The sequence below is a fragment of the Paenarthrobacter sp. genome, assembly GCF_031180005.1.
In the GTDB taxonomy this organism is placed as follows: domain Bacteria; phylum Actinomycetota; class Actinomycetes; order Actinomycetales; family Micrococcaceae; genus Arthrobacter.
The window spans coordinates 1-24,604 of the sequence record NZ_JAPSHI010000006.1 but is presented as its reverse complement, the minus strand read 5'-3'; the positions used below and the strand labels follow the sequence as shown (position 1 = coordinate 24,604).

Genomic DNA, 24,604 nt, shown 5'->3' with positions numbered 1-24,604 from the left:
TGCTCGACGGCGTGTCCCCGGCTGATCGGCCCACGGCCATCATGTGCGCGAACGACCGCCTGGCAGTCGGCGTCGCCCTGGCCGCAGCGCGCCTGGGCCTCAGTGTTCCCCAGGATCTGTCCATCATGGGCTACGACGACGAAGCCCGTATCGCCGACACCATGGTTCCCTCCCTCACCTCCATGGCACTGCCCCTCCGGGAGATCGGCCGGGCAGCCATGACCAAGTTGCTGGATGCGATCGAGGGTCCGGGCGCCATCGAGGGTCCGGACGCTGGAAAGGGAACCAACGTCGAAACGATGGTCCCCTGCCGCTTGGTCGTCCGCGAATCCACCGGACCTGCACCCACCCGCTAATGCACACGTTGTAGCACGCACAACGGGCCTCACAACACACGACACCCCCGTTGCGAGGCCCACTCTGCACCCCAAAACACACCCCAAGCCTGCACAACAGGCCCCACAACGCCCAACACCCCGTTGCCAGGCCCACTCTGCACCCCCAAAACACACCCCAAGCCTGCACAACAGGCCCCACAACGAACCCACCCCCCGTTGCCAGGCCCACTCTGCACCCCAAAACACACCCCAAGCCTGCACAACAGGCCCCACAACGAACCCACCCCCCGTTGCCAGGCCCACTCTGCACCCCAAAACACACCCCAAGCCTGCACAACAGGCCCCACAACGAACCCACCCCCCGTTGCCAGGCCCACTCTGCACCCCAAAACACACCCCAAGCCTGCACAACAGGCCCCACAACACACGACACCCCCGTTGCCAGGCCCACTCTGCACCCCAAAACACACCCCAAGCCTGCACAACGGGCCTCACAACACACGGGGACGACGCCGGCCTGCCGCCTATGCTGGAAGCGTCAACTCCCAGACGTCGGCAGTCGCGCCAGTGGGCAAGGTGAGCTGCCACTCCTCCCCCGGAACCGGGTAGGCCCGAAGGGTGGTGGCGACGGAGCCCGAACGGTACACCTCTACAAGGGACGCATCGACGAAGAGCCGCAACTCTTCGCCCGCTGCCAGGGAACCGGAATAAACCACCTGGGCGTCGGCTTCCGAACCAAGCACCAGCTCCACGGAACCGGCACCGGCACCAGCACCAGCACCAGAAGCACCCCGAACCTGCACCTCTGCGAACGCCGGAACCACAACAAAACCAGTAGCCCCCGAAGCCACGGAAGCACCCCGGTACGCGAAAACCTCGGGCGCAGGAGTTACCGCCAGCGCGCCATCAACCACCGACAAAACGCGAGGGTGCGTCAACACGCCCGACCACCCGGCGTCGTCGATTTCTTCCTGGGTGCGGCCACGGCGACCGTCGCGCCCCGGACCTTCATTGGCCCACCCCCATAGCAGCGCCGCAGGAGAAGAATCAGCCGAGTCATAAGAGAGCTGCACGATCTGCGGGGCATAGAAGTCGCGGCCAAGATCGGACTTCCCACCGGAGGACGGAGTAAATACCGGCAACCCGGACAAAGGGTCTGCGGTAAGGGACCCGATCAGGTGCCCCACTCCATTGGCGTGCTCGTGGTCGTCGCCCGAGAGCCACAGGGAGAACATCATGACCCAGCCCGAGCCACCAGACGAGGCCGAGCCACCAGAAGAGACAGGTACCTGCACCAGCTGCGGGCATTCCCAGATCTCGGCCGGAGTGTGCGCAGCAGCAACGGGATCGGCGGAGGTCAGCCAAATCCCCTGGTACTTCCAGTCGTCAAGGGTCTCCACTGTGTACAGCAGCAAAGCTGCGCGACCATCGGCCAGGCCGGCACCTTGCATGGCGTAGCGGGCGCCGTTGAAGTGGAAGATGAAGGGGTCGCGCACAGCGGTCACCAGCGGATCAGCGGGCATGGACGCCGCTACGTGCCCGTCCTGCTTCCACGTCACCAGGTCAGAGGCCCCTCGGGCAATCACCACCTGCGAATGGCCGCCGTGGTCCTGCACGCCCGAATAACAAGCGGTCGGAACTAAACCATCCAACGTCACCACACCGGTCCAGCACCCGGCGGAGTCCGGACCGCCGGGCTGAGGCGAAAGTGCAACGGGGTGTTCTTCCCAGTGCACCAAATCAGCAGAGCTCACGTGCCCCCACTGGATCTGCGAGTGCCGCGCGGACAAAGGGTTGTACTGGAAGAACACGTGGTAGCAGCCGTTGATGTAGCTGATGCCGTTGGGATCATTGATCCAGCCCTGTGCCGGACGCGGGTGAAAGCGCGGGAACGCCGGGTCCGGGTGCGTCGCCGCCATCGCCAGAGAGGAAGAGAGTGCAAGGTCCGTCAACGGAACCCCTTTCAAAAAGTTACTTGCCCGTGCCTGCGGTGAGCCCGTCCTGCAACGCGCGCTGGCCGAACATGAACACCACCAGCGCGGGAATCATGGAGAGGACAACGCCGGCCAGGACCACGGAGATGCTGCCCGTGCCGAGGTTTCCTTGGAGGGAGACCAAACCCAGCGGCAGGGTGAAGTTCTGCTCCGAGATGGTCATGATGAGTGGCCGGAAGAACTCGTTCCAGTGGAAGTTGAAAGCCAGGATTCCCACGATCGCCAGGCCCGGCATGGCCAACGGCGCATACACGGAACGGAACGTCCGCCACGGCGAGGCACCGTCGATCGCGGCCGCTTCAGCGAGCTCACCCGGCAACCCCATGAAGTACTGGCGCATCAGGAAGGTGCCGAACGCAGTCGGGATGGCCGGAATGATGAGTGCAAGAAGTGTGTCCGAAAGCCCGACTCCGCGGATCAACATGAACACGGGAACGATCGTGACCTGCGCGGGCACCATCATGGTGGCCAGCACGATCGAGAACAGCGCGCCACGGCCCCGGAACTTAAGGTGCGCGAACGCGTAACCGGCCAGCGCGGCGGTGATCATCTGTCCCACTGCAATGAGGCCCGTAACGAGCGCGCTGTTCACCACCAGCGCCACGATGTTGAGCTGCTTGAACACTTGCTCGTAAGAGGTCAGGTCCGGGTTCAGCGGCAGGAAGGCGGGAGGCAGCTGGAAGGATTCCGACGGCGGACGCAGCGAGGTGGACAGCGTCCACAGCACGGGCCCCAGGACGAAGACGGACGCGATCAGCAAGACGATGACACGGACGGCCACTGACCAGTCGCGCTTCTTCCGCTTTACTACAGGCGCCGTGGTGGTGACACGTTCTTGGATGGTAGTCATGGCGGGCCTTACTGGTAGAAGACGAATCGTTTGCTGAGCCGGAATTGCGCGGCTGTGATGGCCATGATGATGAGCGTCAGGATCACGCCGATCGCCGAGGCCTGGCCGAACTCGAGGCGTTGGAACGCGGACTCGAAGATCACCATCACGGCCGTGCGTGTCGAGTCGCCGGGCCCACCACGGGTGAGCACATAGGGCTGGTCGAACACTTGCAGCGCGTTGATGATCGCCATGACCGAGGCCACCAGGGTTGTGGGGCTCAGCAGCGGCAGGGTGACGAACCAGTGCTTTCGCCAACCCGTCGCGCCGTCGATCGACGCGGCCTCGTAGGTCTCCACAGGGATCGAGGCAAGACCACCGATGAACAGCAGGAACGAGAACCCGAAGTTCTGCCACACATACACAAGAATCACGACGGCGGCCGACCCGGTTGGCGTCGTCAGCCATGGAACCGCTGGGATGCCAACGATGGACAGCAACCAGTTCACGACGCCGAATTGTTCGTTGAAGAGGTACCGCATGAAGATCGATACCGATGCCGCTGACAGGATGAGCGGGAAGAAGAATGCCGAGCGGAAGAACACCCTGAGCCAAGCCGGGAGCTTCTCCTGAACCATGATCGCCAGGCCAAGTGCCAGTCCGAGTTGGAGGGCTACAGCCACCACCACGAACACGATGGTGTTGAGGAACGACACCCGGACGGTGGGGTCCTGGACTACCTCGGCGAAGTTGTCGAAGCCCACGAACGTTGGCGCCGAGATGATGTCCCAGCGGAAGAAGGCGAGCGCGATCGACGCAATGATCGGCAGCAGGGTGAAGATACCCATGCCCACCATGGTGGGTGCCAGGAACGCCCACGGCAGCCAGCGTTGCTGCATGCGTCCGCGCTTGGACCCATCTCCGTTCTTTCGGGCTGCATGGCGGCGGCCCGGCTCGCTCCCCGTCCCCGTGGGTGTACTGGTTGCGGTGCTCATGGCTGCCTCCTCAGGGCCAGTTCAAGGTCGCGCTGCATGGAACTGAGGGCGGCCTTGAGTTGCCGCTCGTCTCCACTGACAGCCAGGCTTACGTTTTTCATCAGGGCGGTTTCGACGGCGGCCTGCTGGGGTGGCGCTGGAATGGGACCTGTGGTGGGGAACTTGTCCAGGGTGTCGTAGAAGACCTTCCAGTTCCGCGGACCGGTTCCGGCGTAGAGCTGCTCGTTGACCATGGAACGCCGGGCGGGTGTGGTGTTCGGCGTGGGGAACACGATCTGCATGGCTTCCCGGCTGGAGCTGAACTTCACCCATTCCCAGGCGGCGTCCTTGTCCTTGGCGGTCTTCATGATCGCGTAACCTGCCGTACCGAACTGGTGGCGCTGTGTCCGCCATTTCGGGAAGAACTGGACGTCGAAGTCGTTCTCTGACATCCCTGCCTCGTGGAGGCCTTGCACCCAATAGCCGCCTGCCGGCGTCGTACCTATCCTGTTGGAGGCGAAGAGGCCGATCAGCGCGCTGCCGCCGCCTTCCTCCGGCCGGACACCCAGTCCGTCCTTCACGAGTCCGCGGAGGTAGTCGAAGGATTCGAAGACGCGGGGATCATCGGCGTTGGGTTCGAGCCATTGGTAGCCGCCGGAGCGGAGGTTGCGCGTGGGGTCGTTGGCGTAGAAGCCGTCCCAGAGCCAGTCGCCGCCCGGGGACTTGGTTTCCTTGAGGAAGCTGGTCTCGTTCGCGTATAGCCACGGCACCACTCCGCCGAAGAGACGGTTGGTCCAGTAGTAAGGGGTGAAGTCGGCTGGCTTGGCTTTCTTCATGGCGGCGAGTGTGTTGCGGAAGTCCGTGTGCGTCCAGTTGTCGGAAGGCCGTTCCAGGCCCGCCGAGCGGAGTGATGCGGTGTTGTAGTACATGTTGGCCGCGTTCCAGTCGATGGGGAGCTGGAACAGGCTGCCTTTGTACATGAACGCTTCCACCAGGCTGGGGTGGACGTCCTCGAAGTATTCCTTCATATGGTCGGCGTCGCGGCGCAGGTACTCATCCAGCGGGTGGGCCAATTTCTCGGCGAAGAGTTGGGCGCCTTCCGTTGCCACGTAGACCACGTCCGGCGGTGTCCCTGCTGCAACCATGGTGAGGATCTTGGTGAAGAAGTCCTTCCAGTCCACAGCCTGGATCGCTTGGACCTTGACCTTGATTTCGGGGTGGACTTTAGCGAAAGCGTCAATGACTTTCTGGCGGGCTGCTGCGTCTGCGGCGGTGCCCATGATGGCGATGCTGAGGCTGTTGTCTCCCCGGCCCGGAATGTCGGACCCTGTCAAGCGCGGCCACGACGCCGCGGTGACTCCAACAATTCCGACGCCGAGGGCTGTGAGGGCACTTCTACGTGTGAATTCGCGCAAAGCCCCGTTGGTTCCCGACATGTAGATTTCCTTCCCTAACACGTGTTAGGAAGCCTAAACCCGCCACCTAACACGTGTCAATCGTCACAGGAATGTTGCCGAGCCCTCACTTGTGCCGCCGCGTTCAAGGGAGACTCACACGAGCCTTCCAGAGAACTGTGGCAGTCTAGTCAGAATGAGTTCCCAGCAATTCCGCACCAGCGGGAGGTCGAGCAAACGGCCGCTTCAAGGACGCCCGGCGGGCGCCGGCACAGGCTTCCTCTTTTGCCTCGCCACGATCACCAGCGCCATTGGCCTGGCTGCGACGTACTACTTCTTTGTGCGTACCACTGCAGGCCAGTTCATCGACGAGTCCGCATTGGTCGAGGCCACCGTGTTGGGCGGAACAGCCGGCAGGGCGTCCACCGATTTCCTGGACATGCTTCCCATGCTCTCGCTGGCCATCGCCGCGATCATGGTCCTCTTCGTGACTGTCGCCCGCCGCCGCTGGACCGCCGCCGGAATCGCAGTCGCAGCATGCATCGCCGCCAACGCGGCCACCCAAATCCTGAAGCTCCTCATTCCGGACAGGCCCGACCGCGGCGTCCAGACCTTGGAATTGAACTCACTCCCCTCCGGGCACACCACGTTGGCGGCATCCGCTGCAGCTGCGGTGTTCCTCATGGTTTCGCCTCGCTGGCGTCCATTGGCAGGCTTCCTTGGCAGCACATTCGCAGTGGCCACGGGGGTCTCCACGCTCATCAACCAGTGGCACCGCCCCGCCGACGTCGTTGCCGCTTTCCTGGTGGTGGCCGCCGTCATGCTCCCGGCGGGTTGGCTCATCCTCCGCACTGGTAACAGCTGGAATGTCTGGAAAGGGTACGGCGAGCACTGGGCAGCGTCGCGCCTCTGGGTTTGGCTCACCGTTGCGGCACTCTTGATTGCCGGCTTCGTGGCGGCCTACTCGCTGCTGCAGGTCATGCCGGGACTCAGCACAGACAGCACCATCGATTACTTCTGGGCCGGCGCCGCCTTCATCGTGATCGCAGGATACCTGTCCGCACTCGGCGGCACGTGGCTGTTCGGCCTGGCGGCGCGCAAGGGCTAGCGCGTTTATTGCGACGGCGACGCACCGGCCCTCACCGGCCTCCACCGCCCGCTCGAGCATCGCCGCATTACGTCGGCGCAAAACCCTCACAGGCTGACCCTATAGAATTGCCTGACCATGGATGACCCTCCCTCACATATGCCCAAGCCCTTCTGCCATCTGACCGGATCACCGGCCACCACAGGAGAGGGGCGCCCTAATGTATGAATGGATCATGCTCGGTATCGGCCTTGTCCTCACGGTCGGTACCGGCTTCTTTGTCGCTTCAGAGTTCGCGCTGGTCAATCTTGACCGCAATGATCTCGAATCCCGCCAGGCCCGCGGCGAGAAGCGCTTGGGGCCCACCATCAAAGCCCTCAAGATCACGTCGACACACCTCTCCGGAGCGCAACTCGGCATCACCCTGACCACCCTGCTCACCGGCTATACCTTTGAGCCGGCCATCAGCTCGATGCTCCGCGACCCGCTGCTCGCAACAGGTCTGCCTGAAGCGGTAGTGCCCGGTATCGGCGCGGTGGCCGGTATCTTCCTGGCCACCGTCTTCTCGATGGTCATCGGCGAGCTTGTACCTAAGAACTTCGCCCTGGCGCTGCCCCTGGCCACGGCCAAAGTCGTTGTGCCGTTTCAGGCCCTGTTCACCACCGTGTTCAAACCCGTGATCCTGATGTTCAACAACACCGCCAACCGGATCATCCGTTCGTTCGGCATTGAACCCAAAGAAGAACTCTCCGGCGCCCGCAGCGCCGAAGAACTCAGCTCGCTTGTGCGGCGCTCCGCACTTGAAGGCCTCCTGGACGCCGATCATGCAGTATTACTGCATCGGACCCTAAGGTTCTCCGAACACTCCGCCGGGGACGTCTTGACTCCGCGTGTACGAATGACCGCTGTGAACGCCGACGACACGGCCGAAGAAATTGTCGCCCTTGCCACCACCACCGGCTACTCCCGGTTCCCCGTTATTGGAGAGGACCGCGACGACGTTCTGGGTGTGCTTCACGTCAAGCACGCTTTCGCCGTGGACCTGCCGGACCGGACCCGCGTCACCGCGTCGGATCTGATGATCGAACCGCTGCGCGTGCCCGAATCCATGGGCGTCGATACGCTCTTGGTCCTCCTCCGCAAGCAGGGCTTGCAGGTGGCCATCGTCTCAGACGAACATGGAGGAACCGCCGGCATCGTGACGCTCGAGGACCTGGTCGAAGAGATCGTCGGCGAACTTGAGGACGAGCACGACCGTGCCCGCACCGGCGTGGTCCGGACCGGCCGATCCATCACTTTTGATGCGTCCCTGCGCCCTGACGAACTGCTGGACCGCACCGGCATCAAGGTGCCTGACGGCGAGGATTACGATACCGTGGCCGGCTTCGTCACAGACCAGCTGGACCGCATCCCGGAACTGGGCGACGAAGTGCAGATCAACGGCGGAACGCTCCGCGTGGAGCGGGTTCTGGGCAGACACGTGGAACGGATCCGTTTCACCCCGGACGCATCTCAGGAAGCGCCTAAGAGCTCCCATGACCGCATCGTTGAAAACCTGACACAGGAGCTGACCCATGAGTGAATATCTTCCGGGCATTATTTGGCTGGTGGTGCTCCTGATAGTCAATGCCTTCTTCGTCGGTGCCGAATTTGCCGTCATCTCCGCACGCCGCTCACAGATTGAACCCAAGGCCGAGGCCGGCAGCAAGGCCGCGAAGACCACCTTGTGGGCCATGGAACATGCAACGCTGATGCTCGCTACGAGCCAACTCGGCATCACGGTGTGTTCGTTGGTGATCCTGAACGTTTCCGAACCCGCAATTCACCACCTGCTGGAAATCCCGCTGGGTTTGACGTCGCTGTCGTATGAAGCAATCAGTGTCATAGCTTTCGCTATTGCCCTGCTGCTGGTTACCTTCCTGCATGTGGTCCTGGGTGAGATGGTCCCCAAGAACATCTCCTTCTCCGTCCCAACCCGGGCCGCCCTGATTCTGGCCCCGCCCCTGGTGATGGTGGCACGCATCTTCAAACCTGTGATCTGGACGCTGAACGGCATTGCCAACTCCATCCTTCGACTCTTCAAGGTTGAACCCAAAGATGAAGCAACCAGTGCCTACACTCTGGATGAGGTTGCCAACATCGTGGAGCAATCCACCCGGGACGGAATGCTGACCGATACCACCGGAACCCTCAGCGCAGCGTTTGAGTTCACGGCCAAGACCGTGGCAGACGTGGAGGTTCCTATGTCCAAGATGGTGCTCCTCTCGGAGTCCTCCACCCCGCGGGATATTCAGCGGGCGGTTGCGGACCATGGATACTCCCGCTACATCCTCACCGATGACGACGGCGTTCCCTCCGGGTACCTGCACCTCAAGGACGTCATGGACTTGGTGACGCCGGAGAAGTTCACAATGCCCGTGCCGACCAAACGGATCCGCCGCCTGGCATCCGCCTTCAACGGCTCGGAGTTGGAGGACGCCTTGGCCACCATGCGCCGCACCGGAGCCCACGTGGCCCGGGTCTTCGACGCCGCCGGCAACACCACCGGAGTCCTGTTCCTGGAGGACATCATCGAAGAACTGGTAGGTGAAGTTCAGGACGCCACCAGCGCCTAGCCCATCTCCGGCAGGTCCGCCAGACGACGGCGGACTGGCTTAGCATCCAACAAACGCCGGAGGGTGCGGCTCCCTGGGGAGCCGCACCCTCATCACCGGTTTAGCTTTGCTTATGTGAAAGCAGCCGGGAAGGCACCACCAAAACAGGCGAGAACGAACGCTCCAAGACAGCTTGACTGACTGAACCCCGAAGAATGCCCGGAAGGCCGCTCAGACCACGCGAACCCACCACCAGCAACCGGGCCCCGTGAGCGGCTTCCGCGATCTCAGCGGACGGCGCGCCTTTCAGGGTATAGCTGGCTCCTTGTAGTCCAGGGTGCTTTTCGCTGGCCGGGCGAAGAAGATCCGGAAGCCAGGAAACGCTGTCCGGCCCAGCCCCGTCCGGGACGACAGTGAACGCACTCATTGGCACGCCGTGGCTATGAGCCATTTCGGCTGCCACGGCAAGCAGGGAGGAAGCTTCCGGGCCTTCGTCTACGGCCACGATCACATGACCCAGGAATTTACTCCTGCCCGAGTCCGCGACAGCGGCTGGGGTCGAATCATCCTGGCGCCAGGTTTCCGGAATGACTGCAGTCCAACACGAAGAGTGTGCTGCCAATGCCGACGAGACACTACCGAAGCGGGAAGTGTAGCCGGTGCGGTGACGGCGTCCGACTACCACGATCCCTGCCCTCGCAGATAGCTGGATGAGAACATCTTTGGCGTTGCCTGGTACGACGCGGCCTTCTGCAGGTATGTTTCTTGCCGCGGCGTCGGCCAAGAACGGCCCGAACATGCGTTCCGCTTCGCCCACGGCTCGCCGGAAGTAGCGTGCTTCAAGTTCCGGGTCCGCTACATCAGCTGGAGTCACAGCGTGAGCGAGAACGATACGCCATTTGAGCGCCTCAGCTTCCTCCAAAGCCCAGGCCGCCGCCACTGCGCTTTCGTGGGAATCATCAATACCTACGAGAAGCGTATTCTCCATACTCCACGATAGCCGAAGGGCATGCTCGACGGTTCGATTCGGGAGCATCAATCATCAGTCACCGCTGCGGTAACGGACGCGCTTCGCCTGTTCCTGGATGAAGTGCTGATCCTCATCCGTGAGGTGCGTCCCGCCATGCGCATCGACGCCATCATTCTCCCCCGTTTCTCCGTTGATGATCGCAGTGACCGTTCGGGGCACAATCATGGTTCCCGGATTGTCGATGAGCCACTGCTGCGTCTCCGGTGACAGCTGGTCCCAGAATTCCTTGATGTGCACAACGATCAGCACTGCCCTTCATTGGTGGGGGTAGTTCATGGAATGCGCCATACGCGCCGGTGAAACACTCGGGTGATCGGGGGCGGGGGTCCTCTTCAAGGCTACGCCCGGCAATGCCGATCCTGACCCGGATGCAACAAGGTTTCTGAGGATTACGTCGACTGGCCGTTCTTCATGGGTTACAGTTATTCCAATCGATGGATAAAAAGCGGCTAATTCCAGGAGCTCCCATGTCATCTACCCTTAGATCCGCCTCGCACCGAAGTAATGCCCTAGGTCTCGCCGTCCCGGCTTCCCGCGATTTGGTGGTCGACTTCATCCGCGTCGCCTGCATGTTTGCCGTTGTTGCCGTTCACTTGCTCATGATGGGAATCAGTGTGGACGAGTCCGGCATCGGCGTGGGCAATCCCCTTACATCCCTGAGCTGGTTCGCCCAAGGGACATGGTTCGGCCAAGTCATGCCGCTCTTCTTTGTAGTGGGAGGTTTCGCTTCACTCACGTCGTGGCGCAGTCTACGACGTAAGGGCGGCGACGCCGGCGACTACCTCAGGAACCGGGTGCTGCGGCTGGTCCGGCCTACGGTCGCCTTGTACGTCTTCCTCGCTGTTGCGCTGTGGATCGCGACGGCGGCTGGTGTCCCCGCTGACCTGCTCGCCGTTATCGCTGCGGGCGCTGGCGTGCAGCTGTGGTTCCTGGCCGCGTACCTGATCTGCCAGGCAATGGTTCCCACCATGGCCAAGTTCCACGAGGCAGCGCCCTACCGGACCATTGCAGCGCTGGCTGCGGGCGCCGTCGTCGTCGATGTTCTTCGTTTGGGTTTGGAGCGCAACCCGTGGGGCTTCGATTCGAACCCGATTGGCCTACTGAATATGGTGTTCGTGTGGGGTCTACTGCAGCAGCTGGGGTTTTTCTATGCCGACGGCTTCTTTGACCGCTTCGCCAAGTGGAAGCTCATTCTCGCCGCTGGCGGCTGCTACGCCGCGATGGTTCCGCTGACGTATGCCGGCCCCTATCCCGTGGACATGCTGACCAGCCAGAACCCGCCCATGTTCCCGCTGATCCTGGTGGGGCTGGCCCACATTCTTTTGGTGAAAGCCGTCTATCCGGTGCTGCAGCGGTGCGTCCGCGTCGGCTGGGTACAGAAGGTGATGTTCGTGGTGGGCAGCCGGGCAATGACCATCTACTTGTGGCACCTGCCGTTGATCATCGCGATGTTTGGGATTGCGTTGGTCCTTCGCCTTCCGTTCCCCGAACCCGCAGGCACCGAGTGGTGGCTCAGCCGGCCACTGTTTTATGTGGCCGCGTGGGCGATGGTGCTGCTGGTCTCCACCCCGCTGGTCCGGTTGGAGCTCGCCGGCACTGCGCTGGCCCCCGGTGCAGTCCGGCCTGCTATGTGGCGCATCGTTGCCGGAACTGTCCTGGCCATCATCCCGCCGTTCGTGGTCATGCGGTCGGCGCTGGACGTAGCGAATGCCACGTGGGGGCTCGTGCTGCTGATGATCGCCGTGGCTCTGGTATCGGCAAAGTTCCCGACCGGGCGTGGAAGACTCCGCGGATTGTTTCATCGGGATCCGTGGCTTCCTGACCATCTTTGAAAGCCAAACGGCCGCCGAACAACCTGCTCAGATTGTTCGGCGGCCGTCGTTGGTTCAAAGAGGGGCACCAAGCAGCGCCCCCAAACGAACAGCTATGGCATGCGGTACAGGAATGCTGCCATGGCGTCGCGATTGATGGGCTCCATCGGCTGGTACCAGTAGTTGTTCTCCCCCAACTGCCAGCCAGAGGAAATCCCCGCAACGCTCATCCAGACCATTTCCTTGTAGAACAGCTGGCCTGAATCGAGGTCCTTGAAAGGTGGATTCATCGGTGCTTCATAGTCGGGCTTGTTGACCAACCTATATAGGAAGGCAGCCATCGCGTCGCGTTTAATGGGGGTCAGCGGTTTGTAGTAACGCGCCCCGTTTTCAGTCCATCCGGATGAAATGCCGGTTTCTGCCAACCATGCCATCTCCTTGTAGAACTGCTGCGTGGTTGCAACGTCCTTGAAGGGGGATTGCGCGGGAGGTGTGTAGTCCGGCGAGCCGGCCGCACGGTAAAGGAATGCTGCCATTGCGTCACGGTTGATGGGAGTCACCGGCCGGTACGAGACGGATTTGTCCGCCTCTACCCAACCGGTAGAGATCTTGCGGTCTGCAAGCCAGGACATTTCCTTATAGAACTGCTGGGTGGTCGTCACGTCCCGGAAGGGTGATACAGCAGGTGCCGTAAATTCAGGTCCCTTTGCGCTGAAGTAGGCCTTCCACTCTGAAGTCGCCCCGTTGAGCACTGCATAACCGCTCTTCGGAACGGCCGTAATTTTGGCCTGTCCTCGAGCAGGGTGAGTTCCGGCTTGGAGCGTTTTGCCATCTACCTGGTAGTCCATGGTCTCTGACTCCGGAATAGTGTAGCGATCGTTGCCCATGTACGGAGCTTCGGTGAACACTACGGCTTCAGGCGTAACAGCCTTGTCAGAGGCAACTACAACAGCTGTCGGCTGGCTGGACATCTCCAACAGAGAGTAAGGGGTTTTGGATCCCATGACGTGCACTGAGAGTGTGCTGCCGATGTCTTCACTCGTCAGGGTGTAACTAGGCGCGCTGGATACGTGCTCTCCGGTGGTGCCTGGTTTGTTGCGGGTCCACCGATAGGTCAAGTCCACGGGAGCCGGGCCCCAGATGCCCGGGTCGGCCGTTAGGGTGCTTCCCTCGTAGGCCGAGCCTGTGATAACAGGCACGGTGCCAAACAAGGTTCCGGGAGCCACTTGAGCTGTCGGCTCCGAGGTTGCGGAGACGGCCGGTACGAACCTCTTGGTGGCAGTGACAGTGACCGTGATGGTGGCTTGGTGATCATCCTCTGTTAACCAGTAACCGTCGCCGGTTGCTCCGGTGATGGGTGTCCCCCACCGGTTCCATTGATACTTCCAGTCGGCTTCGTAGGTGTTACCCCAGCTGCCAGGTTCAGCAGTCAACAACATGCCAACAGCAGCCTCACCGGAAATTGTGGGAGTGCCCGCCGTGATTGGCGCAGCCTCGGCAGCCACCTTGGTGAGAGTGGCGTTAGCGTCAACCAAACCGGCACCGCAGCCACAGCCGTTGATCGGCCGAGCCGAGGCCTTTAGCCTCTGCTCAACATCAGCGGGCGTCAGGGCAGGCAGAGTGGAGTACATCATGGCTGCTGCGGCGGCCACCTGGGGAGCGGCCATGGAACTTCCCTCCATGAAGGAGTAGCCCTCGGCGTTAGGAACGTCCAAGCCGTTGTTGAGTGTGGACAAAATTCCGTCGGTACCTTCGCTGGTCATGTCTCCGCCGGGAGCTGCGACATCCACATTTATGCCGAAGTTGGAGTACGACGCCTTGAGTCCGTTGCGGGTGCTCGCACCAACCACCAGCACGTTCTTGCAGTTGGCGGGGCTGACCTTTGATGCGTCGATGCCCTCATTGCCTGCAGCCACCACCACCGATGCGCCCTGGCTTCGGGCAAAGTCTGTGGCTTTTTGGTAAACGGTGGAGCAAGTCGCAAGGCCGCCCAGGCTCAGGTTAATGACGTTCGCCGGATTTGCGTTGGCAGGGACTCCTGCCACAGTTCCGCCCGCCGCCCAAACGATCGAGTCTGCGATGTCGGAGGCATATCCGCCACAGATGCCCAGCGCGCGCACAGGAACAACTTTTGCCTTGGGAGCCACGCCTGCCACGCCCTTGTTGTTTCCTGCAACAGCGGCCACAAGACCAGCCACATGCGTCCCGTGCCACGAAGAAGGATACCCGGGCCACCCGGGCTCGCACTCACCGTAGTAGGTGGCGTCGCCCTCGTCGGCCGGGTTCGAATCGCGTCCGTTCGAGTCGCCCGCGACCAGAGGATCATGGATCATGTCAAAGCCAGGCAAAATGTTGGCGTTCAGGTCCGTGTGGTAGGTGATGCCGGTATCGATAACCGCCACCACACTCCCGGCCCCTTGAGTTACGTCCCATGCCCCAAGGACACGCATCCCGCCACTGGCGGCGCTGCTGTGTGCCCATTGGTATGAGTACAACGGATCGTTGGGCGGCGTAGCGAATGGCCTCATGATGACGTCGGGTTCGGCGTACTCAACGCTGGGGTCCGCGGCCAGTGCGGAAACCAGCTCATTGGCTTTCTCAGCACCGAGTTTCTCGTCCGTTTTCACTACTTCTTCACCCGTTGTCAGGGTGCGCACGGCTTGGACAGGGACACCAATTGTTCCAGCGGCGCGATTCAGGGACGACTTCCGATCCAGTGATTGGATGCTGGCGCGTTCCTTGAACTTCACGATGAATTGATCCGTCGGGAGAACCGAGGAGTCGGTGGACATGGGCCGCGGTGCTGCGCTCGGGACAGGCACCGGCGTTTCATCGGCTACAGCCGGGAGCGCCGGGAGGGCGGCTCCAACCAGGGCGATGACGCCCGCAATAATTACTTGAGAGCGCACACTGGCTCTCCGTCGGATCTGCATAAAAACAGCGCCCTCTGCTCAGACGCCCCCAAGAGCGCGGAAAAATGGCCGCAAGCGTGCGGCTAGCATGAGTTTAGCCACAGTTTGGATTTTCCTGCGAATTGCCTGTGAGTCATCCCCCGCTTGGGACCAAGCCACCCTCGAAAAGCTAATAGTTACGCCGGTGCTTGAGCCGCGGAATTGCGACGGCGAACACCACTGCCGCTGCGAACCCCAGCACACCTGTGGCCCAGACGCCCGCCGACAACGAGATTGCAGCCGTCAGCCCGGACAAGAGCACGGGTCCGCCTGTGGCACCGGAGTCGGCCATGAATCGCCATATCCCCAGGAAATGACTCCGCCCGTTGTCCGGCGAAAAATCAGCACCCAGCGTCATGATGAGCCCTGAACTGATTCCGTTGCCGAAACCGATCAACAAGGCCACAAGGAGAAGCGGGACAAATCCGGCCGTGAACGGCACTAGAATCAGCGCCGCCCCCATGATCACGGTGGACGGAATGGCCACCCATTGCCGCCCCTTCTTATCCATGAGCTTCCCGGCGGGGTAAAACACCAGCATGTCGATCGCCCCGGACAAGCCGAAGATCAACGACGCATGAGTGGCATCGAGTCCCAGGTGGTCGGCCCACAGCGGGATGACCACCTGTCGGGATGCACGCAACGCGCTCAGCAGGAGGATGCCGAAGCCAACCGTCAGGAACACTCCGGCATGGGAAACCGCAACGCTCCGCAAGGTGGACGCCGGAGGTCGCGGACCGCCGTCGGACGCTTTCGGGGCGACTAGATCCGGGATGGTGAGCGACAAGGCAGCGGCAGCCATCATGCCCCCGAAGCCCACCCAGTACGCGCCGCTGATTCCGGCGAAATGCATCACTCCGGCGCCCACGAATGGCCCGATGAAGAGGCCGATCCGAGTGACGCCGCCCAAAGTTGAGAGGGCTCGGGCTCGGAACATGACAGGGACAGCCTCGGTGAGGAACTTTTGCCGCGCGAGGTTGAAGACGCTGGCCGACATACCGACCAAGGTCATGGAGGCGGCCAACAACCAGAGTCCGTGTTCCATTTGCGGGGCGAAGGCTGCCGCGCCGAGGGCAATGGCGCCCACAGCACCCGCTCCGACGATCGACCACCGTTCGCCGAACTTCTCGGTGATGATCGACGCCGGGATGTTGAAGAACCAGGAGCCCAGACCGATCAGGGTCACGATCAACGCCGATACAGCCACCGATGCGCCGAGGTCGCGGGCTGAGAGCGCGATGACCGGGAGGACAGCCCCCTCACCGAGACAGAAAAGCACAGCTGGCCCGAAAGCCGGCAGCGCGACGCTTCGGAGGCTGAAGTTTTTGTCTGCTTGGGTGGTGGTCATCCCTTTCATCCTATGACCGTCGTCGCCGAGTGGCTGAGGGCTGGCTGGCTCGCATCGTTTTCCGTGCTGCGCACCCGTTGCCGCCCCGCGCTCCCCTTCGTGGTCAGACCCGCACCAGTTCACGCCAATCGCACCAGAGGTAACCGGGGCGATCGACGGGTACGGGTGCGCTCGAGTCTGCTATTTGGTCGCAGTTGTTGCGGCTCCGGGAATCCGGAACCGCAACAACTACATGCGCAGTGAGATTACTTCCCTGGTTTAGCGGAGGTTAGCTGCTGCCTTCCGGCGACCTGCTGCTGCGAGCACCAACCCCATCAGAAGCATGGCGCCTGCCCAGAGAACCCAGTTACCGTTCAGTCCCGTGTTGGCCAAGGTGTTAGCGCTTCCGACGGCGGTGGAGACTGCCGCGGTCAATGCACCCTGAGTGTTACCAGCGGTCGCTACGGTGCCGGTCTGGGTGCCGACGACTGTGCTGGCTTGTACGCCGACAGTCGTGCCGGTTGAGCCAGCGGCCGGAGTGTTGACGCCCGTTTCCCCACCAGCGTTAAGGCCACCACCAGCAGGCGGGTTGACGGCAGGCGGGTTCACAACCGGGGGAGTAACAACCGGCGGGTTCACTACGGGAGGGTTCACAACCGGAGGAGTAACAACCGGAGGGTTCACAACGGGCGGGTTCACGACCGGAGGAGTAACAACCGGCGGGTTCACGGTACCGATTGAGCCCCCACCAATTCCCACGGAGGTGGAACCAACGGTGACAGGAGCAGTGATCGGGATGACCAGCTGAGTGCCGGAGAGAAGTCCTCCGTTGCCTGAAGTGGTGCTGCCAGGCGTCGTACCCGTCGGGGCAGTGCCGCCGGTGGTGCCGGTGTTCTCGGCAGAAGAGTCACCCAACAGACCAGCCGAGGTGGAACCAACGTTGACCGGCGCTGTAATCGGAGCAACTACCTGAGTTCCCGAACCGATCCCATCTGAACCGGAGGTGGAAGCACCCGACGTAGCCGGAGCCGAAGTTCCGGAAGAACCGGTGCCGGCGTTCGTGGCCGAAGAGTCACCCAACAACCCAGCCGAGGTCGAGCCAACGTTGACCGGGGCAGTAATCGGAGCAACTACCTGAGTTCCCGAAGCAACACCATCCGAACCGGAGGTGGAAGCACCCGACGTAGCCGGAGCCGAAGTTCCAGAAGAACCGGTGCCGGCGTTCGTGGCCGAAGAGTCACCCAACAACCCAGCCGAGGTCGAGCCAACGTTGACCGGGGCAGTAATCGGAGCAACTACCTGAGTTCCCGAAGCAACACCATCCGAACCCGAAGTGGAAGCACCCGACGTAGCCGGAGCCGAAGTTCCAGAAGAACCGGTGCCGGCGTTCGTGGCCGAAGAGTCCCCGCCGACACCCACGGCAGTGGCTCCGATGTTAACAGGGACCGAAATCGGAGCCACTACCTGAGCGCCGGACGCGATACCCTCTCCCCCCGACGTTGTTGCCTGTGCCGGCGTTTGGGCCGGAGCAGGAGCTGGTGCTGGTGCTGCCGATGTGGCAGCTGAGTCGCCAAGTACACCGGCCGACGTCGACCCCACCGTGATGGGGATCGTCACCGGTGCTACAACCTGGGTTCCCGAAGCGATACCATCGGAGCCGCTGGTGCTGGCTGCCGGCGTCGAACCTGGAGATGAAACGGGAGCGGCAGGTGTGGCTGAGCTCGCCGCAGTGGAGCCCCCCAGCAGACCCACTGACGACGAGCCCAGGTTTATGGGCACCGTTACCGGAGCAACTACCTGCGTTCCGGAGCCGATGCTGTTGGAGCCGTTGGTGCTGGCGGCCGGCGCTGTAGCGGACCCTGAACCTGCAGCAGGTGCCGGCGCGGACGTCGTAGCTGCTGAATCCCCCAACAGTCCAAGTGATGTTCCGCCGAGGCTGACCGGCGCTGTTACTGGCGCTACCACCTGCGTTCCGGAAAGGAGTCCGTCCTTGCCGCTGGTGGTGTCCGCGGCGTTTGCCGCAGTAGCGCTGAGGACGATCATGCCCCCGGCAAAGCATGTGCCAATCAGGCACTTGCGTATGGTCGTGTTCATTGTGATTCTCTCCTGAAGGCCTTGTTCCCAAGGACGTCCGAGTGACGGATCGCCCGAATGACCGTCTGCCGCGAAGTGCTGCGCGGCCGGCTGGGGAACTAGTCAGGAGAGGAGCCGGGGTCGAAACACACCGGCTTGGGATGTTGTTCAGCATTGGCCGATTCAAGGCCGGGAAGAGCGTCTACGGGAATGATCAGGGCGTCGTGAAGGAAGGCGGCTGCCGGGCTGGGCGGACCGTTTTGGGAGTTGCCGGAACCGGCTCCCGCGAGGCCGGCGGGTGGGGTCGCAGGGTCAGTGGGCAACCTTGAGGGCGATACGGGATCGGTGGCTGAGGAGGCGCCGCCGAGCACCGCGGTGATCCCTGTAGGACCAAAATTGCGGGTGGGTGTCAGCAACGCTGAAGCATCAGCGGCCACCCCTGAATGGTTCGCGTGGACGTCCAGTTTGCTGGGTTCCGGAAGCGTTGCGTCCGCTGAACTTACGACGGCGGTAATCACCAAAGCGTCAGCGTCCGCCGTAGCGGGGACTACCGAATCGTCGTTGCCTGGCACGCTCGGGATCCTGCCCACCGGCGAGGTCCCGGGGTCAACAACCGGCGGCGCAGCAACAGGCGGCACGGCCAGGGGCGGGAGGCTAACAGGCGGAACTGTAACCGGCGGAACGATGGCTTCGACGGGCGCCAAAACGGTATCCACCACGCCGACAATCGGTTCCACGATCGGGTTTACCACTTCTGTGACGGGTTCCAAACGAGCGGGTTCCAGAACCTGATTCACTGGCGGAGCGACAACGTTAACCGTGTGGTCCACGGTGTCAGTGGCCGGAACCACGACGGTGTTCACCACAGTTCCGGCAGTGTTCGAGGGAACCACTTGGTTGACTACCGGAACCTCGGCAACCACGTGATCAACGGTGCCGCCGACATGCTCCACGATGGGCGTCACGGCGGGCACGTGAACGTTGATCTGCTGGGTCGGAACTATTCCTTTGACCAGGTTTGGCAAGGGCACGTTCGGCACCGGAATGTTGATGGAACTGGAGGACGCGACACTGCCCAAAAGGGTTTTGTCGGAGGTTCCAGTGTCTGCACTCGCGGCCGAAGCGGAGAGGGCCATCCAGATCGCGGTACCGGCGCCCGCGACCATGACAGAGCGGAGAATGCTGGTAGCACGCGGGAAAACGCGTGAACCCTTCATCTCGACACCCCCAGGTAGTCGCGAACCAATGGTCGCCTTCATCCTAGGACGGGACTAAGCCATTAGTCCATGCCTGAGAGTAAACAAGATGACAAATTTGTAAGGAACCTTGTTTAAGAAGGGTATGAACCAGTCTTATCGGGTCCAAAATCCGGGGTACCCAATGACGAACGTCCTTGGGCATTGGTTTCCTGAAGCCTCTTGATAAACCAACGGGATTGTTCCGGTCCGTATGGCAGCACAGGAATGGCCTTGGTGGCATCCGAAGGCATGTCGCGAATGGACTGCGTTGCCTGCCGGACCGCGGTGCTCATGGTGTCCGCCATGGTCTTCACGAACTCATCACTGACGGGCTTGCCGTGGCCGGGGACCAGGAACTCGTAGCGGTGGCGCAGGGCCGAGATGTGCCGCAGCGCGTCCGCCCACTCCTCCGGATACGAATCCTCGAACGACGGATGCGCGCCCTGTTCAACCAAGTCCCCCACATACAGCGTGGAGCTGGTGCCAACAAGGAGGTCGCCGTCGGTGTGCGCGCGTCCCAGGTAGAAGAGGGTGGCGGTGATGCCGCCAAGGTCCACTAGGACAGGCTGGTCGTGGACGAGGGCGTTTGGGACAACGATGTCGACGGCGTCGCCCTCCCCCGCTGCCATCTCAGGTTCGTTGGTGGCCACGAAGCGTCGCTGGTTGTCGGCGTCGCGTTCGATGGTTGCCGCACAGTTGGCGTGCGCCCAAAACTCCGTGACGCCGTCGTCGGCAAATACGGCGTTGCCGAAGAAGTGGTCGTAGTGCGCGTGGGTGTTCACCACCACCAGCGGAAGCTGGGTCTTTTCGCGGACTGCAGCGAGGATCTCGCGGCCTTGGCGCGGACCGCAGCCGGTGTCGATGACCATGGCGAGCTCAGAGCCCACCACAAGTCCGGTGTTGAGTAACGATCCCTCGGTTTCCAAGACGTAGTTGTCCGGTCCGAGTTCTAGCCAAGCTGACAATTCGTGCTCCGTATCCACTGCAATCCGGCGATGTTCAGGCCTCTACTCTACCCACGGAACCCGTACGAACGCTGGAAGGCTGGCGGATGTTCCTTAGCGCCGGAGCAGCCTGAGCTTTCGGCCAGCACGCACCAGCAATGAGGACTTCAGCGACTGAAGCTCGTGCTGGAGTTGCTCGCGCTCGGACTCCCTTGCTGCGAGCGCTTCAGTAATTACGTTCAGTTCGCCCCGCAGTCGGTCCCGCTCCGCTTCCACCTCGCCGAGGTTTCCACGGATGTCTTCCAAGACGTGCGTCAGTCCGAAGAGCTCTACAGACTGGTGGCCGATGTGCAGTTCATTGTTGGCCGTCAGCTTGGCCACGGACTGATGCTCACCGGATGCGAGTTCAAGGAATGCCGGTTCCGGGCTGACAAGGACCGGCGCCTCGGGTCGGGCCCCCTCCAGGGTCTCTACGACGGCGTCCCACCAGGCGCGTTGGAACTCGCCTTGCGTCGGGCTGAGTTGCTTCAGGTAGGCACGGATGTCATCGCGGCGGGCCCACAACTGATCGACGTAGGTATCGAATTCCGGAGTGTCCAGGTGCCGCAAGGAACGCATGGTGTGGCCGAGGCCCCAGTTGGCCAATGCGCCGCCGATGCGGACCTCGCCGTAGTAATCCACGGCGACACCCAGGCAAGGGACGCCTGCGGACAGAGCGAAGACAACCGGGTGGTACCGGCTCGCCACCACAAACGAGGCCTGCATGGTCAGCGAGGCGGATTCCTCTGCGGACAGCTGCCCGCAGACCACCACGTTCTCCGTGTGCATCCTCTGCCGAATGTCCTGGTGGGTTTCGATGTCGATGTCCGCCTCGCCCGGGTGGGACATGTGGGGGATCATCACAACGTCCAAGTTCCCGGCGTCGGCGATTCTGTCCAGCACCTCAGCGATGCGCTGGTTGAAAGCGTCCCTATCCATGGCGCCGGTACCGGGTGCGAAAGTGGCCACCAGGAAGGGTCGGTCCGGTTGGGGTTTGTAGGTGGTTTGGTCCGATTCGATACCCGTTGCAGGGGCGTCGTCGACCTCAAGGAAGCTCGCGTCGTCGAGCGTCAACCCCGCCGGAACCTCCGCGTTCCGCATCAGCTCCCACGAGGTTTGCTCGCGGACGCTAGCGAGCGTCGCTGATCGGAAAAGCTCTACCACTGTGTCGTAGTCGGGTCCCGTAAGGACGGGCCCTACAGTCTGTCCGGAAATGACGAGCGGCTTACCCAAGGCGTTGGCAATGGCCCCCACAGCTGCCCGCTCGTAGAGCAGCCAACCATAAGGCGAGGTCATGTTCCCGCCGCCGGCGATCACCACGCCGTCGCAGGTCTTCATGGTCTCGATGAGCGCGTGGACCTGATCCTCAGCGGGGAGGGCAGTCATGTCGCCGGCGAGGACGGCCCGGATTTCCCGCAGGTACGTCTCGCGCCGATGCGGAGGCCACGGGAATTCGAGTGTCTTCACCGAGGAAGTGCCGAAGATTCGGGTGCTCTGCTCCGGATCCCGGGACAGCAGGACGATGTCGGAGACTCCCCTGGCGCGTAGTTCGTCCACCACTGCATGGGTCATGGCTTCGTCGCCCACGTGATAGACGGGCTGACCAATATCTCCCAGGACTACAACTCGCACGACACTCCGGTGTTAGGACGAAAAGGGCAGCTTTCAGCGTAGCGGGTTCTTGGAGCGGGCAACTCGGCGCAGGGCTCCGTATGGACTGAGGTCAAGCGATCATCGACCGGAACACGCCAACTCCGGGCGGCTGGTCGGGAGGTAGCAGGTCCTGCCCGAACACCGAAAACACCACGAATCGCCCGTCGCCTGAGATCGATTGCATGATGTGCCACTCGTCAAGTGAAGCACCGGACGGTGTTACGCTCACCAGTTTCGTGATTCCTGTGGTCATGTCACGGACATAGACATCTTCTGCTTCGCGTTCCTCTCCCGTGATCATGTCGATTCCGAGCGAGATGAACGAGACAAAACGACCGTCCCCGGAGATGGATGGGCTATGAGACCAGCCATTTCCTGATGGGGGAACTGAAACAAGGCTGGTAGTTCCAGAAGTCATGTCCCGCAACAAGACACCATTCGTCGCTCCAGGCTTTCCCGGGACCAAATTGGACGCGTACGAACCAAACGCAATGAATCGGCCGTCGGCGGACATCGAAGGGCTGTGTGAGAGGTTGTCCCCCGCGTGACCCTCACCGGAGACGGAGACGAGCTGCGTGGTTTGGGCCGCCAGATTGCGTACGAACAGGTTGCCAATCTTGTTTGTTGCGTGGGGGGTCATGCCGGAAGCGGTTGAGCTAAACGCCACATGACGCCCGTCAGCCGAAATGTTTGCACCGGAGGAGCTGCCATTTCCGACCGTACCTGCCGAGGTGGCAGAAACCAGAACGGTGGAACCAAGATTCATGTCGCGGACAAAAACGTCCGCTGAATTGTTGGTGTCTCCGCTCACTAAAGATCCGACATTCGAAGTAAATGCAACAAACCGACCGTCAGCGGATACTGAACCTTGGTACGATCGCCCGCTCCCTGTTGCCCCATTAGGCGTCACGGATACCAGCGTTGTAATACCGGCTTCAAGATCACGGATGAATACGTCATCGACGCCATTGGTGTCTCCAGCTACCAGGTTGGACGCACTGGAAGTGAAGACCACGAACCGTCCGTCAGCGGAAATCGAGGGTTCATGGGACCATGCGTTGGCTGCATTTCCTGCGGGCGTGGCTGAAATCAGCTGCACTGCCCCTGTCACCATGTCGCGAACAAACAAATCCTCCTGGTCATTGCTATCCATGCCCGGCGCCAGATCGGCAGAAGCGGACACGAAGGCTACGTATCGACCATCTGCTGAAACCACGGGAGCGAACGGCATACCAGAACCAGGCGTTCCCCCCGGAGTCAGATGTACCAGATCGATCGTGCCCGGGGTTGAGGTTGGGGTTGAAGTTGGCGTGGGTGTCGGGGTGGGCGTGGGTTCCGGGTCTGGTTCGGGGGCCACTACCGGTTTGCCCTCACACGGGTTGGCGACGTGGAGTGTCCAGCCAGTGGTGGTGGTGTCCGTCCATTCACCCAAATTGATGCCCATGATGTTGATGCCCGCCGCAATGCCGAGCCTTGCTGCGAAGCCCAGCTCTATCGGGCAGGACCACTGGAAACCTTCGCCGGAGTTTGTCACTTCTATCGCAGCGGAGACAAAAGGTCCTGCGCCAAAAGTAATACCGACGATGCCGTAGAGCTTGACCTTGGCGTCAAAGTCCAATGAGGCTTTCGCGGTCAGCGAGGCGGAGGCTTTGACTGTGTTTTGTACTCCGTTTGAGCTTGGTTTGGTGTTGATCAGATTGAAGGAACCATCGCGGTACTTGAAGCCGTGGTCACTGGAAACAGTTTGGGAGGAAGTGAAAGCGATCTGAGCTGCCCCTTCAACGGTGAGGTTGGCCGCAACTCCCAGCTCCGTGGTCACCACCACCGGTACGGGCCCGGCCATGAACGTGAAAACCGAGTTCAACTCGCCGAGCGGGGCACTGATCTCGCCCTCCAGAGTGCCTCCGACCTTGATCGAGTGGGACGCGCTCGTGGACGGTGTCACCACCACTGAGGCCTCTTTCAGACTCAAGAATCCTGTCTCAAGTGTCATTTTGGCTTTCGCCGATGCCTTGATGGACGACTCAACGGTCAGCGAGCCGGTGCCGGTCAGGTTCGGCGACTTCGACTCGGACTTGAAGGTCTTTTTCCACGCGAACGACCGTGAATAGATGTCCGCCGTAGCTTCTGCGAACGGTTGAGCCATGTCCGGCCTGGTTGCGGTCGGGGCCGCGTCGGGTTCAACGACGACGTCGGGTTCGGGGATGAACTCTGAGCTCACCGGGGTGCCGCTCACTTCGAGCAGCCCTCCGGTGGAGACCACAGCTTCGGGCAGAGTTGCAGGTTTGGTCTTGACCAGGGTGTTCCCGCCCGGATCCCTCACCACCT

18 protein-coding genes are annotated in these 24,604 nt (G+C 61.9%); 5 read left to right on the top strand and 13 right to left on the bottom strand.

The window, feature by feature from the left end; all coding sequences use genetic code 11:
* The coding region (locus RIF72_RS06270) for a substrate-binding domain-containing protein (RefSeq protein WP_309073992.1) at positions 1-356 on the top strand (356 nt) is incomplete at its 5' end.
* Positions 357-862: 506 nt separating this feature from the next.
* On the opposite strand, the gene RIF72_RS06265 is transcribed toward RIF72_RS06270, so the two are convergent.
* From RIF72_RS06265 to RIF72_RS06250, 4 genes are read right to left on the bottom strand one after another with little or no spacing between them, the layout of a single operon-like run.
* A complete protein-coding gene (locus RIF72_RS06265) occupies positions 863-2,290 on the bottom strand; it encodes a glycoside hydrolase family 32 protein (protein WP_309073991.1) in 1,428 nt (475 codons plus the stop codon).
* A 19-nt stretch (positions 2,291-2,309) separates the two neighbouring features.
* Positions 2,310-3,182, bottom strand: coding sequence for a carbohydrate ABC transporter permease (locus RIF72_RS06260; RefSeq protein ID WP_309073990.1), 873 nt, complete (start codon positions 3,180-3,182; stop codon positions 2,310-2,312).
* Positions 3,183-3,190: 8 nt separating this feature from the next.
* Entirely contained in the window at positions 3,191-4,156 is a 966-nt protein-coding gene (locus RIF72_RS06255; RefSeq protein WP_309073989.1) for a sugar ABC transporter permease, read from the bottom strand.
* A complete protein-coding gene (locus RIF72_RS06250; protein ID WP_309073988.1) occupies positions 4,153-5,571 on the bottom strand; it encodes an extracellular solute-binding protein in 1,419 nt (472 codons plus the stop codon). The genes RIF72_RS06255 and RIF72_RS06250 overlap by 4 nt, the downstream gene beginning before the upstream one ends.
* Positions 5,572-5,725: 154 nt before the next feature.
* On the opposite strand from RIF72_RS06250, the gene RIF72_RS06245 reads away from it, so the two are divergent.
* The 3 genes from RIF72_RS06245 (at position 5,726) to RIF72_RS06235 (ending at position 9,231) form a co-directional block, all read left to right on the top strand.
* Entirely contained in the window at positions 5,726-6,637 is a 912-nt protein-coding gene (locus RIF72_RS06245) for a phosphatase PAP2 family protein (RefSeq protein ID WP_309073987.1), read from the top strand.
* A 199-nt stretch (positions 6,638-6,836) separates the two neighbouring features.
* Positions 6,837-8,198, top strand: coding sequence for a hemolysin family protein (locus RIF72_RS06240; RefSeq protein ID WP_309073986.1), 1,362 nt, complete (start codon positions 6,837-6,839; stop codon positions 8,196-8,198).
* Entirely contained in the window at positions 8,191-9,231 is a 1,041-nt protein-coding gene (locus tag RIF72_RS06235) for a hemolysin family protein (RefSeq protein ID WP_309073985.1), read from the top strand. The genes RIF72_RS06240 and RIF72_RS06235 overlap by 8 nt, the downstream gene beginning before the upstream one ends.
* 100 nt (positions 9,232-9,331) lie before the next feature.
* On the opposite strand, the gene RIF72_RS06230 is transcribed toward RIF72_RS06235, so the two are convergent.
* Positions 9,332-10,198 carry a universal stress protein gene (locus RIF72_RS06230; RefSeq protein WP_309073984.1) on the bottom strand — a complete coding sequence of 289 codons (867 nt, stop codon included), beginning with the start codon at positions 10,196-10,198 and terminating at the stop codon, positions 9,332-9,334.
* A 54-nt stretch (positions 10,199-10,252) separates the two neighbouring features.
* Entirely contained in the window at positions 10,253-10,489 is a 237-nt protein-coding gene (locus RIF72_RS06225) for a hypothetical protein (protein WP_309073983.1), read from the bottom strand.
* 218 nt (positions 10,490-10,707) lie between these two features.
* Between RIF72_RS06225 and RIF72_RS06220 the strand changes: the two genes are divergently transcribed.
* Positions 10,708-12,072 (top strand): acyltransferase, encoded by a 1,365-nt coding sequence (locus tag RIF72_RS06220; RefSeq protein ID WP_309073982.1) that lies wholly within the window; start codon positions 10,708-10,710, stop codon positions 12,070-12,072.
* Between the two features lie 92 nt (positions 12,073-12,164).
* Here RIF72_RS06220 and RIF72_RS06215 read toward each other — a convergent pair whose 3' ends face one another.
* The 7 genes from RIF72_RS06215 to RIF72_RS06185 form a co-directional block, all read right to left on the bottom strand.
* Complete coding sequence (locus RIF72_RS06215) at positions 12,165-14,984, bottom strand: S8 family peptidase (protein ID WP_309073981.1); 2,820 nt, start codon at positions 14,982-14,984, stop codon at positions 12,165-12,167.
* 148 nt (positions 14,985-15,132) lie between these two features.
* Positions 15,133-16,350, bottom strand: a complete 1,218-nt coding sequence (locus tag RIF72_RS06210; RefSeq protein ID WP_309073980.1) for an MFS transporter — start codon at positions 16,348-16,350, stop codon at positions 15,133-15,135.
* Positions 16,351-16,608: 258 nt separating this feature from the next.
* Positions 16,609-18,423, bottom strand: coding sequence for an LPXTG cell wall anchor domain-containing protein (locus RIF72_RS06205; protein WP_309073979.1), 1,815 nt, complete (start codon positions 18,421-18,423; stop codon positions 16,609-16,611).
* Between the two features lie 98 nt (positions 18,424-18,521).
* Entirely contained in the window at positions 18,522-19,619 is a 1,098-nt protein-coding gene (locus RIF72_RS06200; protein WP_309073978.1) for a hypothetical protein, read from the bottom strand.
* A 113-nt stretch (positions 19,620-19,732) separates the two neighbouring features.
* Positions 19,733-20,605 (bottom strand): MBL fold metallo-hydrolase, encoded by an 873-nt coding sequence (locus RIF72_RS06195; protein WP_309073977.1) that lies wholly within the window; start codon positions 20,603-20,605, stop codon positions 19,733-19,735.
* Between the two features lie 93 nt (positions 20,606-20,698).
* Positions 20,699-22,255, bottom strand: coding sequence for a polysaccharide pyruvyl transferase family protein (locus RIF72_RS06190; protein ID WP_309073976.1), 1,557 nt, complete (start codon positions 22,253-22,255; stop codon positions 20,699-20,701).
* Positions 22,256-22,346: 91 nt separating this feature from the next.
* A partial coding sequence (locus RIF72_RS06185) for an S-layer protein (RefSeq protein WP_309073975.1) occupies positions 22,347-24,604 on the bottom strand: 2,258 nt, incomplete at its 5' end.